This is a genomic window from Sphingomonas phoenicis (genome assembly GCF_047238005.1).
In the GTDB taxonomy this organism is placed as follows: domain Bacteria; phylum Pseudomonadota; class Alphaproteobacteria; order Sphingomonadales; family Sphingomonadaceae; genus Sphingomonas.
In genome coordinates, this window is record NZ_JBDFMC010000002.1 from 196,918 (window position 1) to 218,837 (window position 21,920).

The window sequence follows — 21,920 nt, forward strand, 5'->3', positions numbered from 1 at the left end:
ATGCTGGCCGACCGGCCACTGATCGACCGCTTTCTCGAGATGCTGGCTGCCGAGGCCGGCGCGGCGCGCAACACGCTGGCCGCCTATCGCAGCGACCTGTCGCTGGCATCGACCGTGCTGGCCGGGCGGCTCGCCATGGCCGACGAGAGCGCCTTGCAGATACTGGCCAACGATTGGCGCGCCCTGTCGCGTGCCACCGTGGCACGCAAGGCGGCCGCGCTGCGTCGCTTCTTCGCGTTCCTCCACGACGAGGGGCATCGCCCGGACGATCCCGGCGTCGCGCTGCCCCGCCCCGGGGCCGTGCGCCCGCTGCCCCGGATCCTGAGCCACGCCGATGTCGACCGGCTGTTCGCCGCGATCGCCGCGCGACTGGCGGTGGAGCATCCCGCGGCGGCCGATCTGCGTCTGGCGGCGATCGTCGAGCTGCTCTACGGCTCGGGACTGCGCGCGACCGAGCTGGTGTCGCTGCCCCGCAACGCCGTCGCGCCGGACCGTCCCTATCTGATCCTGGCGGGGAAGGGCGGCAAGGAGCGGCTGGTACCCATTTCCGACCGCGCCCGTGCCGCCGTTGGTGCCTGGCGGCTGCGGGTGTCCGCCGACAAGCCGTTCCTCTTCCCGTCGGGCGCCCGGCACCTGACGCGCATCCGGCTGTATCAGCTGATCAAGGAACTGGCGGTTGTGGCCGGCATCCCGCCCGACCGGATCAGCCCGCACGTGCTGCGCCACGCCTTCGCCACGCATCTGCTGGCCGGCGGCGCCGATCTCCGCGCGCTCCAGACGATGCTGGGCCATGCCGACATCGCCACGACCGAGATCTACACCCATGTCGATGCCGGTCGTCTGGTCGAACTGGTCAACACGCGGCACCCGCTCGTTGACCTTGCGCCTCGCCAGCCTTAACCGCCGGGCGATGCCAAGCTTCCTCGAATTCGAGAAACCGATCGCCGAGCTGCAGGGGCGGATCGACGAACTGCGCGAGACGGCGGCCGACGGTGCCGTCGACATCGATGCGGAGATCGGGCGCCTGCAGGCGAAGTCCGACAAGCTGCTGCGCGACACCTTCGCCAAGCTGTCGCCATGGCAGAAGACGCAGGTCGCCCGCCACCCCGAGCGGCCGCACTTCAAGAACTACGTCGCCGGCCTGTTCGAGGAATTCCTGCCGCTCGCCGGAGACCGTGCCTTTGGTGACGATCAGGCGATCCTTGGCGGCTTTGCGGCCTTTCGCGGCCGGCGGATCATGGTGATCGGGCACGAGAAGGGCTCCGACACCGCCAGCCGCATCCGCCACAATTTCGGCATGGGCAAGCCGGAGGGTTACCGCAAGGCGATCCGCCTCGTCGAACTGGCCGATCGTTTCGCGCTGCCGATCGTGACGCTGGTCGACACGTCCGGCGCCTTCCCCGGCATCCAGGCCGAGGAGCGCGGCCAGGCGGAGGCGATCGCCCGTTCGACCGAGGCATGCCTGAACGCCGGCGTGCCGGTGGTCGCGGCGATCGTCGGCGAGGGTGGATCGGGCGGCGCGGTGGCACTCGCCGCCGGCAACCGGGTGCTGATGTTCGAGCACGCGGTGTATTCGGTGATCAGTCCCGAGGGCTGCGCGTCGATCCTGTGGCGCACCGCCGATCGCGCGGCCGATGCGGCAGAGGCGATGCGCGTGACCGCGCAGGATCTGAAATCGCTCGGCATCATCGATACGATCGTCGCCGAGCCGCTGGGCGGTGCGCACCGCGCCCCGTCGACGGCGATCGCGGCACTGGGCGACACGATCGAGCGATCGCTGAAGGATCTGGCACCGCTTTCTGCGCAGGAGCTGAAGGCCGATCGACGCGCCAAGTTCCTGAAGATGGGCCGCCTCTGACGCCGGCGGATCGTCGATGATCAGGCGTGGTCCTCCGGCCGGTCGGTAAGCCGCTTCGGCCCGGTCCACCGCCGCATCAGAACGCCGACCAGCCCGCCATTATGGAAATACTCCCGCCACCAGCGTGATCGCCGGCGCCGCTCCGCCCGCTCCATCCAGAACAGCACCGCCACAAGCAGCACGGCGATCGCGACGACGCAAACGGCAGCTTCGATGAGCATGGACCCGGTCTTAAGGCGATCGGTCGCCGGCGCAAGCGCCGCGACACCTTGGAGGCCCGACCGGGAATCGAACCCGGGTGCAAGGATTTGCAGTCCTCTGCGTCACCACTCCGCCATCGGGCCTCGATGCTCGGGAGGCGGGCTGATGGGGAATTTTGCCGGCGCGGTCAACCGGGGAAAGCGGCGGCGAGGGTCCGCTCCACCGATCGTCGTTGGTCAATCGTTAAGCAAGGCCTTGTAATCCCGGTTGCATGGTGTCCGTGAAAGCCGTCCGCCGCGTCGTTGCGCGTCTTCTGTCCGACAGCCGGGCCGCGACCGCCGTGGAATATGGCCTGATCATCGCCATGGTCGTGCTCGCCATGCTCGTCGCGCTGAACAGTGTCGCCAACGTCACGATCGGCATGTGGGGCAATGTCAGCACCCGGGTCGTCAATGCCCGCTGAAATGTCGAGCAAGCGCCTGGCCGATTTAAATCTTTTTAACCTGGGCCGATTATTCCGGTTGTTGCTGGACCGGACACCCGGTGCGGCCGGGTGACTGAAGTTTCGACGATGGAGATCAAAATGCAGACGATTCGCAACATGTTCAAGGACAAGAAGGGCGCCACCGCCATCGAGTACGGCCTGATCGCCGCGCTGATCGCCGTTGCCGCCATCACCGCGATGAGCGCGCTGGGCACCAAGCTGGGCAGCACGTTCAACCTGGTCGCGGCGAACATGAAGTAAGCATCGGCCATCCAGCCTGAATGTTTATTCGGGGGCGGCGAACCGGGCCTGGTTCGCCGCCCCTTCGTGTTTGCCGGCATTGCCGGTCACCCGATCCGCATGGCCCTTGGCGCATACCCGATCGCACGATACTGACGGCGCTACGACAACAGTGTATTGCATGACTAAGACGCTTCGCGTAGAGGGTGGGCCATGACGACGATCGACATCTCCGGCACCAGGGCGCCGACGACCGACAATGCGGCCATGCGACAGGCGATGGTGTCCAGCCAGCTGCGCACCACCGGGGTCGACGATGTCCGCGTCGTCGCCGCGATGGGCACGGTCCCGCGGGAGCGGTTCGTGCCGACCACCTCGGCGTCGATCGCCTATCGCGATGGCGCACTTCCGCTGGGCGGCGGCCGGGCGCAGAACCCGCCGATGCCGACCGGTCGCCTGCTGACCCAGGCCGAGATACTGGCGGAGGATCGCGTGCTGCTCATCGGCGCGGCGACCGGCTATACCGCGGCACTGCTCGCGCTGCTCGGTGCCCGCGTGACCGCGGTCGAGAGCGATCCGGCCCTCGCGGCACAGGCCCGCGACAATCTGGCAGATCAGGATGCGGTGACGGTGGTCGAGGGGCCGCTGCAGGAGGGGCACGCCGATGGAGCCCCGTACGACGTGCTGCTGATCGACGGTGCGGTCGAGGAGGTGCCGGTTCGCCTGATCGAACAGCTGCGGGTCGGCGGCCGGATCGCGACCGGCCTCGTCGAGCGAGGCGTTACGCGTCTGGCCAGCGGGCGCCGTACGGCAAATGGCCACGGCGTCGTTCCGTTCGCCGATGCGGAGTGCGTGGTGTTGCCCGGCTTTGCCCGGCCATCCGGCTTCAGGTTCTGATTTCCATGCGGGGGGCCGCCGTTCGTCGCGCCGTGCTGGCCGGGGTCGCGCTGCTGCCGCTGGCACCGGCGTCGGCCGAGACGCTGCGCGGCGCGCTGGCCAAGGCCTATGCCAGCAATCCGACGATCACGGCCGGCCGCGCCCAGCTGCGCGCCGCCGACGAAAACGTGCCGATCGCACGGTCGCAGGGGCTGCCGTCGCTGAACCTGAACGGGACGGCGACCGACAACGTCGTCCAGGCGAACAACAATTTCCTCAACCCCGAACGGTTCGCCAACGGACAGCTGAACTTCTCGGTGCCCGTCTATCAGGGCGGCGCGGTGAAGAACGCGGTTCGCGCCGCGGAGACGCGGGTGGAGGCCGGCCGCGCGCAGCTGCGCGGGACGGAGGCGAACACCTTCACCAACGTCGTCGCCGCCTATATGAACGTGATCCGCGACGAGGCGATCGTCGGGCTGAACCAGCAGAATGTCCGCGTGCTCGACGTGAACCTGAATGCCAGCCGCGACCGGTTCCAGGTCGGCGACCTCACCCGTACCGACGTCGCCCAGTCCGAAGCGCGTCTGGCGCTTGCCCGCGCCCAGCTTCAGCAGGCCGAGGCGACGCTGATCGGCAGCCGCGAAAACTATATCGCGGTCGTCGGCGCGCCGCCGGTGGAACTGGAAGAGCCGCCGACGCTGCCGAACCTGCCCAATTCACCGCAGACCGCCGTGTCGGAGGCGCTGACCAAGAACCCGACGCTGCTCGCCGCGCGCAAGGCATCGGACGCGAGCCGCTACGACATCGGCGTGGCCAAGGCGAACCGCCTGCCACGAATCGCCGCGATCACGACGGGTACCTATGTCAATTATCTGGGCTCGGCGCCGACGGTGGCGAATGGTCAGGTCTTTCCCGGTTCCACCACCGCCGCGACGGTCGGCGCGCAGCTGACGCTGCCCTTGTTCCAGGGCGGGCGCCCGGCCGCGCAGGTGCGTCAGGCGGAGGCGCAGCGTAGCCAAGCACTGGAAAACCAGACCGCGACGGAGCGTTCCGTCATCTCGCAGACCCGCTCGGCCTATGCCGCGTGGCAATCGTCGCAACAGGTGATCGCCTCCGCCGAGACGGCGGTGAACGCCAACAAGCTCAGCCTCGAGGGGGTTCGGGCCGAGAATAGCGTCGGCACGCGCACCATCCTCGATATCCTGAACGCCGAGCAGGAATTGCTCAACAGCCAGGTCACGCTCGTGACGGCGCGGCGCGATGCCTATGTCGCCGCGTTCGCGCTCCTCGCGGCGATGGGCGACGCAGAGGCGCGCGATCTGGGACTGGACGGGTCGACGCTCTACGATCCGACCATCAATTACCGTCGTGTCCGCAACCGGATCAACGACTTCGACAGCGACGGTGAGCCGGCGGCGGTCGCTCCCTCGACGGCAGCGACGCCGGCGCAAAATGCCGCGGTCAGGCCGCCTGCCGATCCGATGCTCGATACGAATGTTGACAGGAGCCCGGGATTAACCACAGGTGCGTCCTCGCCGAACCGTCAATAGGGACGGGCGAACAGGGTCAGTCGGGAATGGGGGACATGAGCGCCGAGCCGTCGATGGAAGAGATTTTGTCCTCCATCAAACGGATCATCGCCGAGGAAGGCGAGGGGCCCGTGCGCTCCCGTCGTGGTTCACGCGCACAGCCGGCACCGGCACCGGCGCCCGAGCCGTCGGCCTATGTCGATGACGACGACGCGGAGGTGCTGGAGCTCAGCGATCCGATCCCCGCTACCGCCGCCGACGATTTCCCGTTCGCTGATGCACCTGTCGAGGAAGACGTGATCATGCCGCAGCCGCAGGCCGAACCCCAGGTCGCCTCGATCCGGCCCGCGGCGTCCGCTCCGCGCCAGCCCGCCACGCCCGCGCAGGCGCCCGATCCGATCCTGTCGGACCGGACGGCGCAGGCCAGCCGCAGCTCGCTGGACAATCTGACCCGCCTCATCGCCCAGCCGGAACCGGTCGCGGCCGACCGGACGGACGATGGCAGCCTGGAGGGTGTCGTACGCTCCATGCTGCGACCGATGCTGCGCGAGTGGCTCGACGAGAACCTGCCGACCATGGTCGAGCAGATGGTCGCGAGCGAGATCGCCCGGATTACCGGCCAGACGCGCTGAGGTGACGGGAGTGGGAATACGGGCCGGCCGCGCCGCGTCGGCGCGGAACGACTTGTGTCTGGTTCGGTTGAAACGTCGATGAGCGAGTACGAGCCGGATCCTTCCCGGGAGTTCGAGGCGGGCATGGTGCCGCCGGCCCAGATCGCCGATGTCCGGCCGCCCCACCGCGCGCCGCACGACATCTTCTTCGCGGCGGTGAAGACGACGCGGATGCCGATGATCGTCACCGATCCGCATCGGCCCGACAACCCGATCATCTTCTGCAACGACGCATTCACCTTCATGACCGGCTATACCGAGGACGAGATCGTCGGATCGAACTGCCGGTTCCTCCAGGGGCCCGAAACCGACCGGGAGGTGATCGGCCAGCTGCGATCGGCGATCGAGAAGCGCGAGGAAGTCGCGGTCGAGGTCCTGAACTATCGCAAGAACGGCTCCACCTTCTGGAACGCGCTGTTCGTCTCGCCGGTGCTCGATGAAGCCGGCAACCTCCTGTACTTCTTCGGATCGCAGCTCGACATCTCGCGCCGGCGAGAGGCGGAGGAGGCGCTGCACGAGGCGCAGAAGATGGAGGCGGTCGGCAAGCTGACCGGCGGCATCGCTCACGATTTCAACAATCTCCTCCAGGTCATCCTGGGCTATGTCGACATCCTCGAGGCGCGGGTGGGGCAGGATGATCGCGCCGCCCGTCGCGCGGTCGAGGCGATCGCCACCTCCGCCAGCCGCGGCGCGACGCTGACGCAGCAGTTGCTGGCCTTTGCGCGCAAGCAGGAACTGCGGGACCGCCTGCTCAACTTCAACTCGCTGATCGCGGATTTCCGGCCGATCATGGATCGCACCGCGGGTGACCGCGTCACGATCCGCCGCCAGCTCGACGATCATCTCTGGAACTGTCGCATCGACCCGGTGCAGGCCGAGATGGCGCTCCTGAACATCGTCTCGAATGCGCGTGATGCGGTTGGCGACGGTGGATCGATCGCGATCCGTACCCACAACATGGTGCTGCCCGATGACGACGAACCGGCCGGCCAGAAACTGACTGCGGGCGAGTATGCGGTGGTCACGATCGCCGACGATGGTCCGGGGATCGATCCGGCGATCGTCGACAAGGTTTTCGATCCCTTCTTCACGACCAAGGAGATGGGCAAGGGTACCGGCCTCGGCCTGGCGATGGTCTATGGCTTCATGCGCCAGTCCGGCGGGCTGGCGACGGTGCGCAACGGCCCCGATGGCGGCGCGCAGTTCTCGCTGTTCTTCCCCCGCGCCAGCGGCGCGGTCGCGATGAGGCCGGCGCCGATCCTCCGCCAGAATGACGGCGGACGCGAACGGGTGCTGATGGTCGAGGATCAGGCCGATGTCGGCGAGCTCGGACGCGAGATGCTGCGTGATCTGGGATACGACGTGACGCTGGCGATGAACGCCCGCCAGGCGCTCGACATCCTTCAGCGCGATCCGCACTTCCAGCTGCTGTTCACCGACGTGCTGATGCCCGGCGGGATGAACGGAGTGGCGCTCGCCAACGCGGTCAAGCGCGACTATCCGCACACCGCGGTGTTGCTGACCACCGGTTTCGCCGACGAGGCGATCGACGAGGGCGCGCGATCGTACGAACTGATCCGCAAGCCCTATCGCCGCGCCGACCTGAACGAACGGATCCGGCAGGTGCTCGACAAGCCCGGTGCGCGGACCTGATCGCGGGCGAACGGTAACGATCGTTACCAGTTGAAGGGCCGGTATCGATCTGCTCTACTTGCCCGCATGAAGCATCTTCTCCTCGCCGGGCTGGCCCTCGTGCCGTTGCTCGCCGCACCCGCCGTCGCCCGTCCGCTGACCATCCAGGACGTGACCATGCTGAGCCGTGTCGGCGCGCCCACCGCGTCGAAGGACGGCCGCTGGCTGGTCTGGGCACAGCGCGAGATCGATCTGGCGGCCGATCGCGGCCGGTACGACCTGTGGCGGCTCGATCTCGCCAAGCGCGGTGCCAAGCCGGAGAAGCTGGCGGCCGAGCCCGACGTCAACGAGAACGATCCGCAGATCGTCGGCGACACGGTCTATTTCACCTCCGACAAGGGCGGTGGCGACGGCGCGGTGTGGGCGATCCCCCTCGCCGGCGGCACGCCGCGCAAGCTGACCGGCTTTCAGGGCGGCTTCGGCGGTTTCAGGGTCGCGCCCGATGCCAGCAAGCTGGTCGTCTGGGCGGACCGGAAACCGGGCGCGCCCAGCCTGGCACCGGCGATGGAGAAGAAGGCGGCGGATGCGGGCTCGGGCCGCACCTACGACCAGCTGTTCGTCCGCCACTGGGACACATGGGCGGACGGCACCCGCTCGCAGCTGTTCGTGCTGCCGCTGACCGCCGAGGGCGCGCCGGGGGATGGCACGGCGGTGATCGGCACGCTGGTCGGCGACACGCCCTCCAGGCCGTTCGGCGGCGTCGAGGAGGTGGCGTGGAGCCCCGACGGCCGGACCCTCTACTTCGCCCTGCGCGAGGCGGGGCGGATCGAGGCGACCTCGACCAACCTCGACATCTTCTCGGTACCCGCGGACGGGTCCGCCGCACCGACCAACCTGACCGCCGGCAACGACGCGACCGACAATCTGCCGACCGTATCGCCCGATGGCCGCCAGCTCGCCTATTTCGCGATGAAGCGGCCGACCTTCGAAGCGGACCGTCAGGTGCTGATGATCCGCGACCTCGCCTCCGGCCAGACCCGCGCGGTCACCGAGGCGTGGGACCGCTCCGTCGCCTCGATCGCCTGGGCGCCGGACGGTCGGTCGCTCTACGTCACCGCCGACGACACGCAGGAGACCCCGCTGTTCCGCGTCGATGCGGCGACGGGCAAGGTTACCCGCCTGACCGTTCAGGGCCATGTCGCCGCCGTCGCCGTCGTACCGAAGGGGGCGGTCGTCGCCCTCGACAGCCTGACCGCGCCCGACGATTACTACCTCGTCACCCGGCCGAACCGCGCGCAGCGGCTGACCAGCGTCAATGCCGATCGGCTGGCCGGCATCGACATGCCGACCGTCACCCGCTTCTCGTTCACCGGTGCCAACAGCGACACCGTATGGGGCTATGCCGTCCGTCCGGCGGGCACGACCGGCAAGGTGCCGGTTGCCTTCATGGTGCATGGCGGGCCGCAGGGATCGAGCAACAACAGCTGGTCGTACCGCTGGAACCCGGCGGTGTTCGCGGGCGCCGGCTACGGCCTGGTCGCGGTCGATTTCCACGGGTCGACCGGCTACGGGCAGGGCTTCACCGACTCGATCAGCAACAATTGGGGCGGCTGGCCGCTGGAGGACCTGCAAAAGGGTTTCGCCGCCGCGACGGCCAAATTCGGCTGGCTCGATGGTGACCGCGCCTGCGCGCTCGGCGCCTCCTATGGCGGCTATATGATGAACTGGATCGAGGGTCAGTGGCCCGACCGGTTCAAATGCATCGTCCAGCACGACGGCGTCTTCGATGCGCGCGCCATGGCATACGAGACCGAGGAACTGTGGTTCGACGAGTGGGAACATGGCGGCAAGACCTATTACGAGGATCCGCAGGCGTTCGAGAAATGGAACCCGGTCAACTTCGTCGACAGGTGGAAGACGCCGATGCTGGTCATCACCGGCGAAAAGGACTTCCGCATCCCGTATACGCAGGGGCTGGCCGCCTTCACCGCGCTCCAGCGCCGCGCCGTGCCGTCGCGCCTGCTCGTCTTCCCCAACGAGAACCACTGGGTGCTGAAGCCGAAGAACTCGCGCCAATGGTATGGCGAGGTGATCGGCTGGATGGATCGGTGGACCGCCGCGAAGTGATCGGGGCGGGCTGGGCCGGGGGGTGACGAACGGCCGTCGCCCCCGCTAAGGGGCGAGCATGACCGAGCTTCCCAAGACCTTCGACCCCGCCGCCATCGAACAGCGCTGGTACAGCCATTGGGAAGAGAAGGGCCTGTTCCGCCCCGACCGTCCGGGCGCGGAGCCGTGGACGATCGTCAACCCGCCGCCCAACGTCACCGGCTCGCTGCATATCGGCCACGCGCTCGACAACACGCTGCAGGACATCCTGACGCGCCATGCCCGGCTGAAGGGCAAGGATGCGATGTGGGTGGTCGGCACCGACCATGCGGGCATTGCGACGCAGATGGTGGTCGAGCGCCAGCTGAACGCCGCCGGGCAGAAGCGCACCGATTTCACCCGCGACGAATTCCTCGACAAGGTGTGGACGTGGAAGGCGGAGAGCGGCGGCCAGATCACCCGCCAGCTGCGCCGGCTCGGCTGCTCGATGGACTGGTCCAACGAGCGGTTCACGATGGACGAGGGTTTCAGCAAGGCGGTGCTGAAGGTGTTCGTCGAGCTGCACCGCCAGGGCCTGCTCTACCGCGACAAGCGGCTGGTCAACTGGGATCCGGGCCTCGGCACCGCGATCAGCGACCTCGAGGTCGAGACGCGCGAGATCAAGGGCCAGTTCTGGCACCTGCGCTATCCGCTGGAAGACGGATCGGGCTTCATTGAGGTCGCGACCACCCGGCCGGAGACGATGCTGGCCGACATGGCCGTGGCGGTAAACCCGGCCGACGAACGCTACACCGCGCTGGTCGGCCGCAACGTGCGCCTGCCGATCACCGGTCGCCTGATCCCGATCGTCGCCGACGAGCATGCCGATCCGGCGCTCGGCTCGGGCGCGGTCAAGATCACGCCGGGCCACGACTTCAACGATTTCGAGGTGGGCAGGCGCGCCGGCATGAAGGCGGGCGAGATGCTCAACATGCTGGATGCGAAGGCCAATGTCGTCCAGACGGCGGACGGGCTGATCCCCCCTGCGCTGATCGGCCTGTCGACCGCCGATGCCCGCAAGGCGGTGGTCGCCCGCCTGAAGGCCGACGGCTTCCTGATCCCGCACATCGACAAGAACGGCGCGGAGCACGACGCCGAGCCGCGCACCATCCAGACGCCTTATGGCGACCGGTCCGGCGTGGTGATCGAGCCATGGCTGACCGACCAATGGTATGTCGACGCCAAGACGCTGGCCGCGCCCGCGATCGAGGCGGTGCAGACCGGCGCGATCCGGCTGGTGCCGAAGACGTGGGAAAAGACCTTCTTCAACTGGATGGAGAACATCCAACCCTGGTGCGTCTCGCGCCAGCTGTGGTGGGGGCACCGCATTCCGGCATGGTTTGGGCCCCGATTGGATGCCGAAGGAAAGATCGGCATAGAAATCAAAGGCGCCGACGCCACCAATTTTCAAGGCAACTATGCCGTTTTCGTTGAAGAGACCGAAGCGCAGGCTCTGGACGCTGCGCGTGCGTATTACGGCGCCGAGATAGTCATTGGTAAATCACCTGAAGATGCCTTTGACGAGATGTTGATGGCTCCTTCCGAAGGCCGCTCGACGCGAGCGGTCATCTGGCAAGATGGCGATGTTCTCGATACTTGGTTCTCCTCCGCCCTGTGGCCGTTCGCTACGCTCGGCTGGCCGGAGGATCACCCCTCCCCTTCAGGGGAGGGGCCGGGGGTGGGGCGTGGCCGTCTCACCGAGACCATGGCGAGTGCGGAAACGCCGCACCCCAACCCCTCCCCTGAAGGGGAGGGGCACGCCATGCCACGCCTGGGCGGCCGCTACCCCAACGACGTCCTCATCTCCGGCTTCGACATCCTGTTCTTCTGGGACGCGCGGATGATGATGCAGGGGCTGCACTTCATGCACGACGTGCCGTTCCGCACCCTGTACCTGCACGGCCTCGTCCGCGCGGCGGACGGTGCGAAGATGTCGAAGTCGAAGGGCAACACCGTCGATCCGCTCGGCCTGATCGACCGGTACGGCGCCGATGCGCTGCGCTTCTTCATGGCGGCGATGGAGAGCCAGGGCCGCGACATCAAGATGGATGAGAAGCGGGTCGAGGGGTATCGCAACTTCGCGACCAAGCTGTGGAATGCCTGCCGCTTCGCGCAGGCCAACGGCATCGGCGGATCGTCCACGCCGGAACCGCCGGTCGCCACCCACGCGGTCAACCAGTGGATCGTCGCCGAGTGCGTCCGCACGGTACAGGCGGTCGATCTGGCACTGGGCGAATACCGGTTCGATGCCGCGGCCAACGCCATCTACCAGTTCGTCTGGAGCCGCTTTTGCGACTGGTATCTGGAGCTGATCAAGACCCGCATCGACGACGAGACGAAGGCGGTCGCCGGCTGGGTGCTCGACCAGATCCTCGTCGTGCTCCACCCGTTCATGCCGTTCGTCACCGAGGAACTCTGGCACGGTCTCGCCGCGCGCGACCACGACCTGATCGTCGCCCGCTGGCCGATGCCCGACGCCCGCGCGCTCGATCCGGAAGCGGAGCGGGAGATCGACTGGCTGATCCGGCTGGTTTCGGAAGTCCGCACCGCGCGCACCGAGCTGAACGTGCCGCCCGGCTCCCGTCTGCCGCTCCATGTCCGCGATGCCGGGGAGTTGACGACGTTGCGGCTGTCCCGGCAGCAATCGGTGCTGGCGCGTCTGGCCCGCGTCGATCTGACCGCCGGCGACGCGACGGGTGGCGGCGCCGCGCAGGTCGTCGTCGACGAGGCGACCTTCGTCCTCCCGCTCGCCGGCGTCATCGATCTCGATGCCGAGCGGACGCGCCTGACCAGGGCGATCGCCGCCGCCGAGAAGGAGCGCGATGCGCTGGGTGGACGCCTGTCCAATCCCAGCTTCGTCGAGCGTGCCAAGCCCGAGGCGGTGGAGAAGGCAAAGGCCGATCACGCCGACAAGATGGCCGAGGCCGCTCGCCTGCACGCCGCTCTCGGCCGGCTGGGATAGGGTCTCCGGGCCGCACCCCCGGTCCCCGGTGCAGGCCGGAGCCCGGGGGTGGGCCCTGAGCCGCGGGACGGCCATCCGTCACGACGGGCGACACATGGCTGTCCTACAGTCGGGCCGTCTGTCACCGTCGTCCGCGATGCACGCCCGCGACCGTCCCCGCCGACCGTCACCTCCCTGCGCGAATGTTGACACCCTCAGCGTTCGACCCGTCACGACCCGCAACTTCCTCAACATTCGCGGCTGCCCCTATCCGCCGCCGCGCCGATCGGGCATGGCCGCGCCGGACAGCGGGCGGGGTGGGTGATGGGCGGACAACGGGATCTCACCACCGGACCGATCGGCTCCACGCTGCTTGCCTTCGCGCTGCCGACGCTGGGATCGAACGTCCTCCAGTCGTTGAACGGATCGATCAACGCGATCTGGGTCGGGCGCTTTCTGGGGGAAGGCGCACTCGCCGCGACGTCGAACGCCAACATCATCATGTTCCTGATGTTCGGTGCGGTCTTCGGGTTCGGCATGGCCGCCACGATCCTTATCGGGCAGAGCTGGGGGCGTGGCGACGTGGACGGTGCACGGCGCGCGTTCGGCTCGGCGATCGGGCTGGTGCTGGCGACCTCGATCGTCGTCGCGCTGCTCGGCTGGGCGTTCTCGCACGATATCCTGCTGCTCCTCGCCACCCCGGCAGAGGCGCTGCCGCTGGCCGACGATTACCTGCGCGTGATCTTCCTCGGGCTACCCGCCTCGATGATCCTGGTGCTGGCGATGATGGGGCTGCGCGGCACCGGCGATTCGATGACGCCCCTGTGGTTCATGGTGCTGGCGGTGGTAGTCGACACCGGGCTGAACCCGGTGCTGATCCTGGGCCTCGGGCCGTTCTCGCGGATGGGGATCGCCGGATCGGCCCTTGCCACGCTGATCGCCAACGGCGTCGGCATCGTCGCGCTGGTCGCTTATTTGAACCTGCGCGACCTGCCGATCCGGCTTCGCGCGGCGGAGATGCGCTACGTCCTGCCGCAGGCGGCACTGGTGCGGACGATCGTCGGCAAGGGGTTGCCGATCGGCGCACAGATGCTGGTCATCTCGGTCGCCGGGCTCACCATGGTCGGGCTGGTGAACCGCGAGGGCGTGGCGACCACCGCGGCCTATGGCGTCACGCTCCAGCTATGGGCCTATGTCCAGATGCCGGCGCTGGCGATCGGCGCCGCGGTCAGTGCGATGGCCGCGCAGAATATCGGCGCGGGCCGGTGGGACCGGGTCGCGCAGATCACGCGGGTCGGCCTGATCTACAACGTCGTGATGACCGGGATACTCGTCGCCGCGGTAGTATGGTTCGATCGCACGACGCTGGGACTGTTCCTGGCAGAGGGCAGCGCGGCGATCCCGATCGCCCGGCGGATCAGCCTGATCGCCAGCTGGAGCTTCGTGCTGTTCGGCGCGACGATGGTGCTGTTCGGCACCGTCCGGGCGAACGGCGCCGTCTGGGGGCCGCTCGTTATCCTGTTCGTCGCGATGTTCCCGGTGCGGCTGGGGCTGGCACTGCTGGCGCACCGGGCGCTGGGCGCCGACGCGCTGTGGTGGAGCTTCCCGACCGGGTCGGCGGTGACGCTGATCGGGGCGGCGCTCTACTATCGCTATGCGTCGTGGCGCACGGGCGGGCTGTCTACATCGCCGGCCGCGCCGGTGCCGGCGGCGCCATGACCTCGATCACGCCGGCTGCGACCCGCGCGGTGACGGGGGTGCGGGCAAGGACCTCCCCGTCGATGGAGATCGGCATGCGTGGCTCGGTATCGACATGGACGCTCTTCGCCGAAAAGCTGATCGTGTCCTGGTGCCGGGCCTTCAGCCCCAATATGCTGGCCATCCAGTTATAGACCAGCTTGCGCTTGTAATGGCCCCGCACCGCCTGCACGACGATCTCGCCGGAATTGACCGACGCCTCGTCCACCAGCCAGGTGCCGCCGTGATAGGGCCCGTTGGAGATGCGGACCTCGACGACGCGCATCTTCCGCTTCTTGGTGCCGTCGTCGACGTGGAGGGTGAACGGCTTGAACCGTCCGAACTGATAACTCGCCCAGCCCAGATAGCCGATCATGCCCAGCACCTTCTTCAATCCGTGCGGCACCGTCTCGGCGATCTGCGGGCTGATCCCCATCGCCGCGCAATTGGCGAAGTAATCCTTGTCGATCATGCCCAGGTCGATGCGGCGGGTATGCCCCGCCTTAATGACGTCGACTGCGCCTTCGATGGTGCGGGGAATGCCCAGCGTCCGCGAAAAGCTGTTGGCCGTGCCCAGCGGCAGCACGCCCAGCACCACGTCCTTGCCGACCAGCAGGTCGACCAGACCGCTGATGGTGCCGTCGCCGCCGCCCAGGATCACCAGATCCGGATCCGCCGACAGGACGTCGCGCACCACCGCCTCCAGCTGGTCGGGATCCTCCACCGCCCGCGCATCCACCTTGTAGGGCAAACCCTGCATCGCCGCGCAGGCACGCTTGAACAGCTTCTGCCCCTTGCGCGACTTGGCGTTGACGACCATCGCCGCCGACCGGATCTCGCGCATAATCGATACACTCCCGCAACCATCACCCCAACGCTTGCCGGGGCGCGTACGATCCCGCATGGACGCGGGCATGTCGTCGTTTCCCGCCGTGCGCCTTCGCCGCACCCGCGCGTCCGCCTGGAGCCGCCGCCTCCATGCCGAGACCGTCCTGACCCCGGCCGACCTGATCTGGCCACTCTTCATCGCGGAGGGGCAGGGGGTGGAAGAGCCGATCGCCAGCCTGCCCGGCGTCTCGCGCTGGTCGGTCGACGGGATCGTCGCCCGGGCCCGCGAGGCCCGCGATCTGGGGATCGCCTGCATCGCGCTGTTCCCGAACACGCCTGCGCATCTGCGTTCCGACGACGGGGCGGAGGCACTAAACCCCGGCAACCTGATGTGCCGGGCGATCCGCGCGCTGAAGGATGCGGTGCCGGAGGTTGGCGTGCTGACGGACGTCGCCCTCGATCCCTACACCACCCATGGCCATGACGGCCTGGTCGACGCCGCCGGCTATGTCGTGAACGACCGTACCGCGGATGCACTGGCGGGCCAGGCGCTGAACCAGGCTCAGGCCGGATCCGACATCATCGCGCCATCGGACATGATGGACGGCCGCATCGGCGCGATCCGCACCGCGCTGGAGAGCGCCGGCCACCACAATGTCCAGATCATGAGCTACGCCGCGAAATACGCGTCGGCCTTCTACGGTCCGTTCCGCGACGCGGTCGGCAGCAGGGGGCTGCTGAAGGGCGACAAGAAGACATACCAGATGGACAGCGCCAATGCCGAGGAGGCGCTGCGCGAGGTGGCGATGGATCTGGCCGAGGGAGCCGACAGCGTCATGGTCAAGCCGGGCCTGCCCTATCTCGACATCATCGCGCGGGTGAAGCGGCGGTTCGAGGTGCCGGTCTTCGCCTATCAGGTGTCGGGTGAGTATGCGATGCTGGAAGCCGCGGTTGCCGCCGGGGCCGGTGATCGCGACGCGCTGGTGCTGGAGACGCTGATGGCGTTCAAGCGCGCCGGCTGCTCGGGCGTCCTGACCTATCACGCCGCCCATGCCGCGCGGTTGCTGACCGCATGACGGAGCCGCTGCGGCCGCCGGAGGGCGACGCGGTCTCGGCCGGGCAGGTCGCCGGGCGGGCGCTGTTCGTCCTCACCATCCTGGCCGGATCGTTCCTGTTGTTCCTGGTGCAGCCGATGGTCGCCCGCATGGCCCTCCCGCGGCTGGGCGGTGCGCCGGCGGTGTGGAACTCGGCGATGCTCGTCTATCAGGCGCTGCTGCTGGGTGGCTATGCGTATGCGCATGCGCTGGGCCGCCTGCGGCCGCGGGCGCAGGGCATGGTGCATGTCGCGGTGCTGCTAGTCGCCGCGCTGTGGCTGCCGATCGGGCTGATGGCGTCCGAACTGCCTGCGAGCGTCCAGCCGGCGCTGTGGGCGCCGTGGCTGCTGCTGGGTTCGATCGGGCCGTTGTTCTTCGCCGTGTCGGCACAGGCACCGCTGGTCCAGCGCTGGTTCAGTGTGGCGAGCGGCGGGCGTGATCCCTATGCGCTCTACGCCGCATCGAACCTCGGCAGCTTCGCCGGACTGATCGCCTATCCCCTGCTCGTCGAGCCGCTGATGCCGGTGCGCGTCCAGAGCCTTTCCTGGAGCGGTGGTTATCTGGTGCTGGCCGCGCTGATCGTCGCATGCGTGGCAACCCTGCCGCGCTCGACCGACCGCATGGAGGCGGAGGTGGCGGTGTCGCCCGCCCCGACGCGGCGGACCGTGCAATGGTGGCTGGCGCTGTCGTTCGTGCCCTCCGGCCTGATGCTGGCGACATCGACCTACATCACCACCGACATCGTGGCGATGCCGCTGCTCTGGGTCCTGCCGCTCGGACTGTACCTGCTCAGCTTCTCGATCGCCTTTGCGGAACGGCGCGCCGCGGCCGACTTCATCACGCGGATCGCGCCCATCACCATCCTGCTCTTCGGTGGCGTGATGATGGGCGGGTATCAGGAGGGGCCGTGGTTCACCCTGATCGTCGCCCTCGCGCTGTTGTTCGTCGCATCCGTCGCCTTGCACACTGCCATGTACAGGCGGCGCCCCGCGCCGGACCGCTTGACCGGCTTCTACCTCGCCATGGCCGCCGGTGGCGCACTGGGCGGCGTGTTCGCCGGGCTGGTCGCGCCGGTGGTGTTCGACTGGACGTACGAATACCCGCTGCTGATCCTGGCGGCCGGTGCGCTGGCGCCGCAGACGTTCCTGACGGCGGGCCTGCGCAACCTCTGGTGGGCGCGGCGGACGACCGCCACGATCGTGGTCGGCGTGCTGCTGGCGGCATTGCTGATCGCGGGGGGCGCGGCGCTGGCGCCGGGAGGGGTCGATCGTCGCGGGATCTTCTTCCTCGTCGTCGGTGCGATCGGGCTGGCCTCCGTGGGCGTGCGGGTTGCCTATATGGCGGTGCTGGCGACCGCGCTGATGCTGTTCGGCGGCTATCGCTCGCTGGCGCTGTCGGCCGAGCCGGGAGCCCGCACCCGCAGCTATTTCGGGGTCTACACGGTCAGGATCGGGCCACGCCTGCGCGAGCTGGATCATGGCACGACCGTCCACGGCATCCAGCTGGCGGGGACGGTCGCGCGGGAGCGGACGCCCACCACCTACTACGCGCCCGGCAGCGGCGTGGGGCAGGCGATGCAGGCTTTGCCGCAGCTGTACGGCCCCCGCGCAAGGGTCGGCGTGGTCGGCCTGGGGACCGGCACGCTCGCCTGCTACGCACGGCCGGGCCAGACCTGGCGGTTCTACGAAATAGATCCGGCGGTCGTCCGTATCGCCCGCGACACCGGCCAGTTCACCTATCTGTCGCGCTGCCTGCCGAACCCCTCGATCGTCATGGGCGACGCCCGCGTCAGCCTCGCGCGGGCGCCAGCGGGGTCGCTGGACATGCTCGCCCTCGACGCGTTCTCGTCGGATGCGGTGCCGATGCACCTCATGACGCGAGAGGCGTTCGCCACCTATGCCCGCGTCGTCGGCCGGCGTGGCCTGCTGCTCGTCCACATCTCGAACCGGTTCCTCGACCTGGAGCCGGTGGTCGCCGCGGCGGCGCAGGAGGGCGGCTGGGCGGCGACGCTGCTCGACTACAAGCCGTCGACGCTGGATGCCACGGCCTCCCACTCAATGTGGATCGCGCTGTCGCCGGACGCCGCCGTGCTGGCAGAATTGACCCGCGGCAGCAAGGAGTGGCGCGGGCCGCAGACCCGGCCGGGCATCGCCGCCTGGACCGACGATTATTCGACGATCCTGCCCCTGTTGAAACGGCCCTAGGCGCCGGGCAGCGCCGCCTGCAGCCGCTCGATCGCGGCGCCCTCGCGCCCGGTCTCGGCGGTCGCCGCCTGCTGCAGCGTCTCCAGCGCGGGATAGGGCGGCGCCAGCGTCGCCGCCCGCTCGGCACCGGCCGCCTCCGCATCGGCGGCGACGGCGGTCGCCTGTGCCCGCCAGTCGTCCAGCCCGGCCAGCGCGGTCTGCGCGTCCAGCCAGGCATCGCTGCCGACCGTCCTGGCACCCGCCGCCCGCGCCAGCCGATCCGCCTTGGTCGCATCGGCGTCAAAGCCGGACGCGACGGAGCGCAGCCGCGTCTGCAACGCCGCGATCCGGGCGTCGAGCGCCGGATCGGCGACGATCGGCTGTTCGGGCGGTGCAGGCGGATCGGTGAAGTCCATTGCCTCGACCGGCCGCTTGGCGAGCGACGGATAGCTGGTGGCATCCCGCGAGCAGGCGCCGAGAAACAGGGACAGCAGGACCAGTGACCGAGTGAGTGTCATGGCCAATTCCTACGATCAGCACCGACCCTGCACAACGCCGCAGATTTTTGCCGGAACGCCCTTGCGCCCTTCGCGAACCCTGCTATCAGCGCACCTCCATTGCGCGCCCGTAGCTCAGCTGGATAGAGCATCAGACTACGAATCTGAGGGTCGGACGTTCGAATCGTTCCGGGCGCGCCACTTCTTCCCGTGGTGATAATGGATGCGGACTTCGTGTAGAAGTTCGTCAGGCTTGCTTTCGCAAACTTGAATAAACCTCGCAGCAGACGCGACAGCGCCAGGCAGGTTTCGGGTACCACGATCAAATTAACAATTCCCACCCGACGATCGCATCGCCTGTGCGGTACGGCTGGCGGTTTGCGGCCGCCATGTCGCGGCTTCCACCCGGACCGGCGCGGCGTTAGGCTGCTTTTTCTATGACAGCGATCACGGAGATGCCGGCATGACGATCCGATTGAGCGACATCGAGGGTGTCGATCTGGTGATCCTGCCGCCGACGCGGGATCTGGGCGACGGCTTCACCGTGCGACGCGCGCTGCCATCGGCGCACCGGCGGATGGTCGGGCCCTTCATCTTCTTCGACCAGATGGGTCCGGCGGCGTTCCGGGGCGGAGAGGGGCTGGACGTGCGGCCGCATCCGCATATTGGGCTGGCGACCGTCACCTATCTGCTCGACGGCGAGATCATGCACCGCGACAGTGTCGGATCGGTTCAGCCGATCCGCCCGGGCGAGGTGAACTGGATGACGGCGGGGCAGGGCATCGTCCATTCCGAGCGGACGGGTTCGGAGCAGCGCGCCGGCGGCAGTGCGCTGTACGGGTTGCAGACCTGGATCGCGCTGCCCGCCGCGCAGGAGGAGGTCGCCCCCGATTTCGCCCATTACAAGGCCGATGCGATCCCGGTCGCCTCTGCCGATGGAGCGACGATCACCGTGATCGCCGGCGCGACGGAGGGGATGCGGTCGCCGGTCACCACCTTTTCGGACCTGGTCTATGCCGATATCGTGCTGGCGGACGCTGCGCGATACCGGCCGGCTGCCGAGCATGTCGAGCGGGCGCTGTACGTGGTGGAGGGCGCGATCGAGGTCGTGGGCCAGACCGGCGCCTTCACGGCCGGCGAGCTGGTCGTGCTGAAGCCCGGTGCCGAGGTGATCGTGCGATCGCAGGGCGGCAGCCGGCTGATGCTGATCGGGGGCGAGCCGTTTCCGGAGCAGCGCCACATCTACTGGAACTTCGTCTCGTCGCGGCCCGAGCGGATCGAGCAGGCGAAGGAGGACTGGCGCGAGCAGCGGTTCGCGGCGGTGCCCGATGAGGACGAGTTCATCCCGCTGCCCGCCGATCCGGCGCCGGTCCGCTATCCCTGATCCCGTCGCCTGACCGCTCTTTCCCGATCGCCGACGGCTGCTATCGTCGGCGGTGAAGGAGAGAGCGATGAGCGACGCGGCATTCCCCGGCCCGGGGCCGATCCGGCTGGCGCAGGCCTATGCCGCCGGGCTGATGGGCCAGCCACCGGTGGTGCCCTTCGCGATCGACGCGCTGGAGGCGGCGGCCGAGGCGGCGATGACGCCGGCGGCGTTCGGCTATCTGCGATCTGCCGGGACCGGGGCGACCGAGCGGGCGAATCGCGCGGCGCTGGACGCGGTGCGGCTGGTGCCGCGGATGCTCCGCGATGTCGGCAGTCGGCGGCTGGAAACCCGGCTGTTCGGGCGGACACTGCCCGCGCCGCTGTTGTTGGCACCGATCGGGGTGCAGGAGCTGGCCCATCCCGACGCCGACCTGGCCAGTGCGCGGGCGGCGGCGGCGCGCGGGGTGCCGATGGTCTTCTCGAATCAGGCGTCGGTGGCGATGGAGACGTGTGCGGCGGCGATGGGCGCCGCCCCGCGCTGGTTCCAGCTGTACTGGACGCGATCGGACGAGCTGGCCGAGAGCCTGGTGCGCCGCGCGGAGGCGGCGGGGTGCGAGGCGATCGTGGTGACGCTGGACACGACGATGCTGGGCTGGCGGCCGGCCGATCTGGACCACGGCTTCCTCCCCTTCCTGAAGGGACAGGGCATCGCGCAGTATACCAGCGACCCGGTGTTCCGGGCGATGCTGGCGCGGCCGCCGGAGGAGGATGGGCTGGCCGCGGCGCAGCTGTTCACCCGCCTCTATTCGGACCCGACGCTCGACTGGCAGCGGCTGCGGCGTATCCGCGACTGGACGCGGCTGCCGGTGGTGCTGAAGGGCATCCAGCATCCCGCCGACGCCGCGCGGGCGGCGGACGAGGGATGGGACGGGATCGTCGTGTCCAACCATGGCGGGCGGCAGGTGGACGGCGCGGTGGGATCGGCGGGGCAGCTGGCCGCGTGCGTCGATGCGGTGGCCGGCCAGGCGAAAGTGCTCTTCGACAGCGGCATCCGCAGCGGCGCCGATGTGGCGAAGGCGCTGGCGCTGGGCGCGGACGCGGTGCTGCTGGGGCGACCCTATGTCTGGGGGCTTGCGGCGGCCGGACAGGCGGGGGTAGAGGCGGTGATCGACAATGTGGTGGCCGAGCTGGACCTGACGCTGGGCTTGATCGGATGCAACGACGTCAACGAGTTAGGGCGGGAGTGGCTAGCCTGAGGCACGGAAGGTAAGGCTAAGGTAAGGCGTAGAAGCTGTTTTCGTGGCGATCGGCCTGCGGCTGTCAAGCGCGATGGACGACCGGGGACAATCGCAGATGCGGGCGGTGTAGGACAGGGGATTGTCGGCGGCGCTGGTCGAGCCGGGCTGCGGTTTGCGATCGGGCGTGCCTGGGCTGTCGTTCTCTCGTGCGGGGTTGGCCGTGCTGCAGTCTTCACCCGCTTTCCGTCGTCCCGGGCTTGATCCGGGGTGCTGCCGGTCTCCTCGTCGCTGCCGTTTTGGAGAAGAAGCGGGACCCCGGCTCGAGGCCGGGGTGACGGATGCCATGGGGCATACCGGCAGGCCGCCGGGCAGGAGACAGACGGCTCGCGCCGTCGCTTTCG

The 21,920-nt window shown here is 68.6% G+C and carries 18 protein-coding genes and 2 tRNA genes; 16 read left to right on the forward strand and 4 right to left on the reverse strand.

The genetic code is table 11. The features are described from left to right. Both ABC319_RS01675 and ABC319_RS01680 read left to right on the forward strand, forming a co-directional pair. Nucleotides 1-900 (forward strand): tyrosine-type recombinase/integrase, encoded by a 900-nt coding sequence (locus ABC319_RS01675; protein WP_413071584.1) that lies wholly within the window; start codon nucleotides 1-3, stop codon nucleotides 898-900. A 10-nt stretch (nucleotides 901-910) separates the two neighbouring features. Continuing rightward, complete coding sequence (locus ABC319_RS01680; RefSeq protein WP_413071585.1) at nucleotides 911-1,858, forward strand: acetyl-CoA carboxylase carboxyltransferase subunit alpha; 948 nt, start codon at nucleotides 911-913, stop codon at nucleotides 1,856-1,858. Between the two features lie 20 nt (nucleotides 1,859-1,878). On the opposite strand, the gene ABC319_RS01685 is transcribed toward ABC319_RS01680, so the two are convergent. Together ABC319_RS01685 and ABC319_RS01690 are read right to left on the reverse strand one after the other, a co-directional pair. After that, nucleotides 1,879-2,079: a hypothetical protein gene (locus ABC319_RS01685; protein WP_413068565.1), complete on the reverse strand. Its 201-nt coding sequence runs from the start codon at nucleotides 2,077-2,079 to the stop codon at nucleotides 1,879-1,881. A gap of 49 nt (nucleotides 2,080-2,128) precedes the next feature. Further along, nucleotides 2,129-2,202, reverse strand: a tRNA-Cys gene (locus ABC319_RS01690). A 137-nt stretch (nucleotides 2,203-2,339) separates the two neighbouring features. Here ABC319_RS01690 and ABC319_RS01695 point away from each other — a divergent pair. The 9 genes from ABC319_RS01695 to ABC319_RS01735 all read left to right on the forward strand — a co-directional run bounded on the left by ABC319_RS01695 (nucleotide 2,340) and on the right by ABC319_RS01735 (nucleotide 14,296). Then, complete coding sequence (locus ABC319_RS01695; RefSeq protein WP_413068566.1) at nucleotides 2,340-2,522, forward strand: Flp family type IVb pilin; 183 nt, start codon at nucleotides 2,340-2,342, stop codon at nucleotides 2,520-2,522. A 120-nt stretch (nucleotides 2,523-2,642) separates the two neighbouring features. After that, nucleotides 2,643-2,804 (forward strand): Flp family type IVb pilin, encoded by a 162-nt coding sequence (locus ABC319_RS01700; protein WP_413068567.1) that lies wholly within the window; start codon nucleotides 2,643-2,645, stop codon nucleotides 2,802-2,804. Nucleotides 2,805-2,996: 192 nt separating this feature from the next. Beyond that, nucleotides 2,997-3,680, forward strand: a complete 684-nt coding sequence (locus ABC319_RS01705; protein WP_413068568.1) for a protein-L-isoaspartate O-methyltransferase family protein — start codon at nucleotides 2,997-2,999, stop codon at nucleotides 3,678-3,680. Between the two features lie 5 nt (nucleotides 3,681-3,685). After that, entirely contained in the window at nucleotides 3,686-5,209 is a 1,524-nt protein-coding gene (locus tag ABC319_RS01710) for a TolC family outer membrane protein (RefSeq protein ID WP_413068569.1), read from the forward strand. A gap of 26 nt (nucleotides 5,210-5,235) precedes the next feature. Then, a complete protein-coding gene (locus ABC319_RS01715) occupies nucleotides 5,236-5,820 on the forward strand; it encodes a DUF2497 domain-containing protein (protein ID WP_413068570.1) in 585 nt (194 codons plus the stop codon). Between the two features lie 78 nt (nucleotides 5,821-5,898). Then, complete coding sequence (locus tag ABC319_RS01720; protein WP_413068571.1) at nucleotides 5,899-7,512, forward strand: histidine kinase famiy protein; 1,614 nt, start codon at nucleotides 5,899-5,901, stop codon at nucleotides 7,510-7,512. 66 nt (nucleotides 7,513-7,578) lie between these two features. Beyond that, entirely contained in the window at nucleotides 7,579-9,618 is a 2,040-nt protein-coding gene (locus ABC319_RS01725) for a S9 family peptidase (protein ID WP_413068572.1), read from the forward strand. 58 nt (nucleotides 9,619-9,676) lie between these two features. Next, nucleotides 9,677-12,598, forward strand: coding sequence for a valine--tRNA ligase (locus tag ABC319_RS01730; RefSeq protein ID WP_413068573.1), 2,922 nt, complete (start codon nucleotides 9,677-9,679; stop codon nucleotides 12,596-12,598). 303 nt (nucleotides 12,599-12,901) lie between these two features. Further along, nucleotides 12,902-14,296: an MATE family efflux transporter gene (locus ABC319_RS01735; protein WP_413068574.1), complete on the forward strand. Its 1,395-nt coding sequence runs from the start codon at nucleotides 12,902-12,904 to the stop codon at nucleotides 14,294-14,296. Here the strand turns inward: ABC319_RS01735 and ABC319_RS01740 are convergent. Continuing rightward, on the reverse strand, nucleotides 14,259-15,158 hold the full coding sequence (locus ABC319_RS01740; protein WP_413068575.1) for a diacylglycerol/lipid kinase family protein: 900 nt from the start codon (nucleotides 15,156-15,158) through the stop codon (nucleotides 14,259-14,261). The genes ABC319_RS01735 and ABC319_RS01740 overlap by 38 nt on opposite strands. A 70-nt stretch (nucleotides 15,159-15,228) precedes the next feature. On the opposite strand from ABC319_RS01740, the gene hemB reads away from it, so the two are divergent. Both hemB and ABC319_RS01750 read left to right on the forward strand, forming a co-directional pair. Further along, entirely contained in the window at nucleotides 15,229-16,218 is a 990-nt protein-coding gene (gene hemB / locus ABC319_RS01745) for a porphobilinogen synthase (RefSeq protein ID WP_413068576.1), read from the forward strand. Next, nucleotides 16,215-18,440: a spermidine synthase gene (locus ABC319_RS01750; protein ID WP_413068577.1), complete on the forward strand. Its 2,226-nt coding sequence runs from the start codon at nucleotides 16,215-16,217 to the stop codon at nucleotides 18,438-18,440. Before hemB ends, ABC319_RS01750 begins: the two co-directional genes overlap by 4 nt. Here the strand turns inward: ABC319_RS01750 and ABC319_RS01755 are convergent. Further along, nucleotides 18,437-18,937, reverse strand: coding sequence for a hypothetical protein (locus ABC319_RS01755; RefSeq protein WP_413068578.1), 501 nt, complete (start codon nucleotides 18,935-18,937; stop codon nucleotides 18,437-18,439). The two genes, ABC319_RS01750 and ABC319_RS01755, sit on opposite strands and share 4 nt — an antisense overlap. A 103-nt stretch (nucleotides 18,938-19,040) precedes the next feature. Here ABC319_RS01755 and ABC319_RS01760 point away from each other — a divergent pair. The 3 genes from ABC319_RS01760 to ABC319_RS01770 all read left to right on the forward strand — a co-directional run bounded on the left by ABC319_RS01760 (nucleotide 19,041) and on the right by ABC319_RS01770 (nucleotide 21,537). Continuing rightward, nucleotides 19,041-19,117 (forward strand) — tRNA-Arg (locus ABC319_RS01760). 262 nt (nucleotides 19,118-19,379) lie between these two features. After that, nucleotides 19,380-20,300, forward strand: coding sequence for a pirin family protein (locus ABC319_RS01765; RefSeq protein WP_413068579.1), 921 nt, complete (start codon nucleotides 19,380-19,382; stop codon nucleotides 20,298-20,300). 67 nt (nucleotides 20,301-20,367) lie between these two features. Then, entirely contained in the window at nucleotides 20,368-21,537 is a 1,170-nt protein-coding gene (locus tag ABC319_RS01770) for an alpha-hydroxy-acid oxidizing protein (protein WP_413068580.1), read from the forward strand. Nucleotides 21,538-21,920 lie beyond the last annotated feature (383 nt).

Excerpts from the sequence above, each read along its gene's own strand:
- ABC319_RS01675 (WP_413071584.1), top strand. The coding sequence starts at position 1 with ATGCTGGCCGACCGGCCACTGATCGACCGCTTTCTCGAGATGCTGGCT.
- ABC319_RS01680 (WP_413071585.1), top strand. The coding sequence starts at position 911 with ATGCCAAGCTTCCTCGAATTCGAGAAACCGATCGCCGAGCTGCAGGGG.
- ABC319_RS01685 (WP_413068565.1), bottom strand. The coding sequence starts at position 2,079 with ATGCTCATCGAAGCTGCCGTTTGCGTCGTCGCGATCGCCGTGCTGCTT.
- ABC319_RS01700 (WP_413068567.1), top strand. The coding sequence starts at position 2,643 with ATGCAGACGATTCGCAACATGTTCAAGGACAAGAAGGGCGCCACCGCC.
- ABC319_RS01705 (WP_413068568.1), top strand. The coding sequence starts at position 2,997 with ATGACGACGATCGACATCTCCGGCACCAGGGCGCCGACGACCGACAAT.
- ABC319_RS01710 (WP_413068569.1), top strand. The coding sequence starts at position 3,686 with ATGCGGGGGGCCGCCGTTCGTCGCGCCGTGCTGGCCGGGGTCGCGCTG.
- ABC319_RS01715 (WP_413068570.1), top strand. The coding sequence starts at position 5,236 with ATGGGGGACATGAGCGCCGAGCCGTCGATGGAAGAGATTTTGTCCTCC.
- ABC319_RS01720 (WP_413068571.1), top strand. The coding sequence starts at position 5,899 with ATGAGCGAGTACGAGCCGGATCCTTCCCGGGAGTTCGAGGCGGGCATG.
- ABC319_RS01725 (WP_413068572.1), top strand. The coding sequence starts at position 7,579 with ATGAAGCATCTTCTCCTCGCCGGGCTGGCCCTCGTGCCGTTGCTCGCC.
- ABC319_RS01730 (WP_413068573.1), top strand. The coding sequence starts at position 9,677 with ATGACCGAGCTTCCCAAGACCTTCGACCCCGCCGCCATCGAACAGCGC.
- ABC319_RS01735 (WP_413068574.1), top strand. The coding sequence starts at position 12,902 with ATGGGCGGACAACGGGATCTCACCACCGGACCGATCGGCTCCACGCTG.
- ABC319_RS01740 (WP_413068575.1), bottom strand. The coding sequence starts at position 15,158 with ATGCGCGAGATCCGGTCGGCGGCGATGGTCGTCAACGCCAAGTCGCGC.
- hemB (WP_413068576.1), top strand. The coding sequence starts at position 15,229 with ATGTCGTCGTTTCCCGCCGTGCGCCTTCGCCGCACCCGCGCGTCCGCC.
- ABC319_RS01750 (WP_413068577.1), top strand. The coding sequence starts at position 16,215 with ATGACGGAGCCGCTGCGGCCGCCGGAGGGCGACGCGGTCTCGGCCGGG.
- ABC319_RS01755 (WP_413068578.1), bottom strand. The coding sequence starts at position 18,937 with ATGACACTCACTCGGTCACTGGTCCTGCTGTCCCTGTTTCTCGGCGCC.
- ABC319_RS01765 (WP_413068579.1), top strand. The coding sequence starts at position 19,380 with ATGACGATCCGATTGAGCGACATCGAGGGTGTCGATCTGGTGATCCTG.
- ABC319_RS01770 (WP_413068580.1), top strand. The coding sequence starts at position 20,368 with ATGAGCGACGCGGCATTCCCCGGCCCGGGGCCGATCCGGCTGGCGCAG.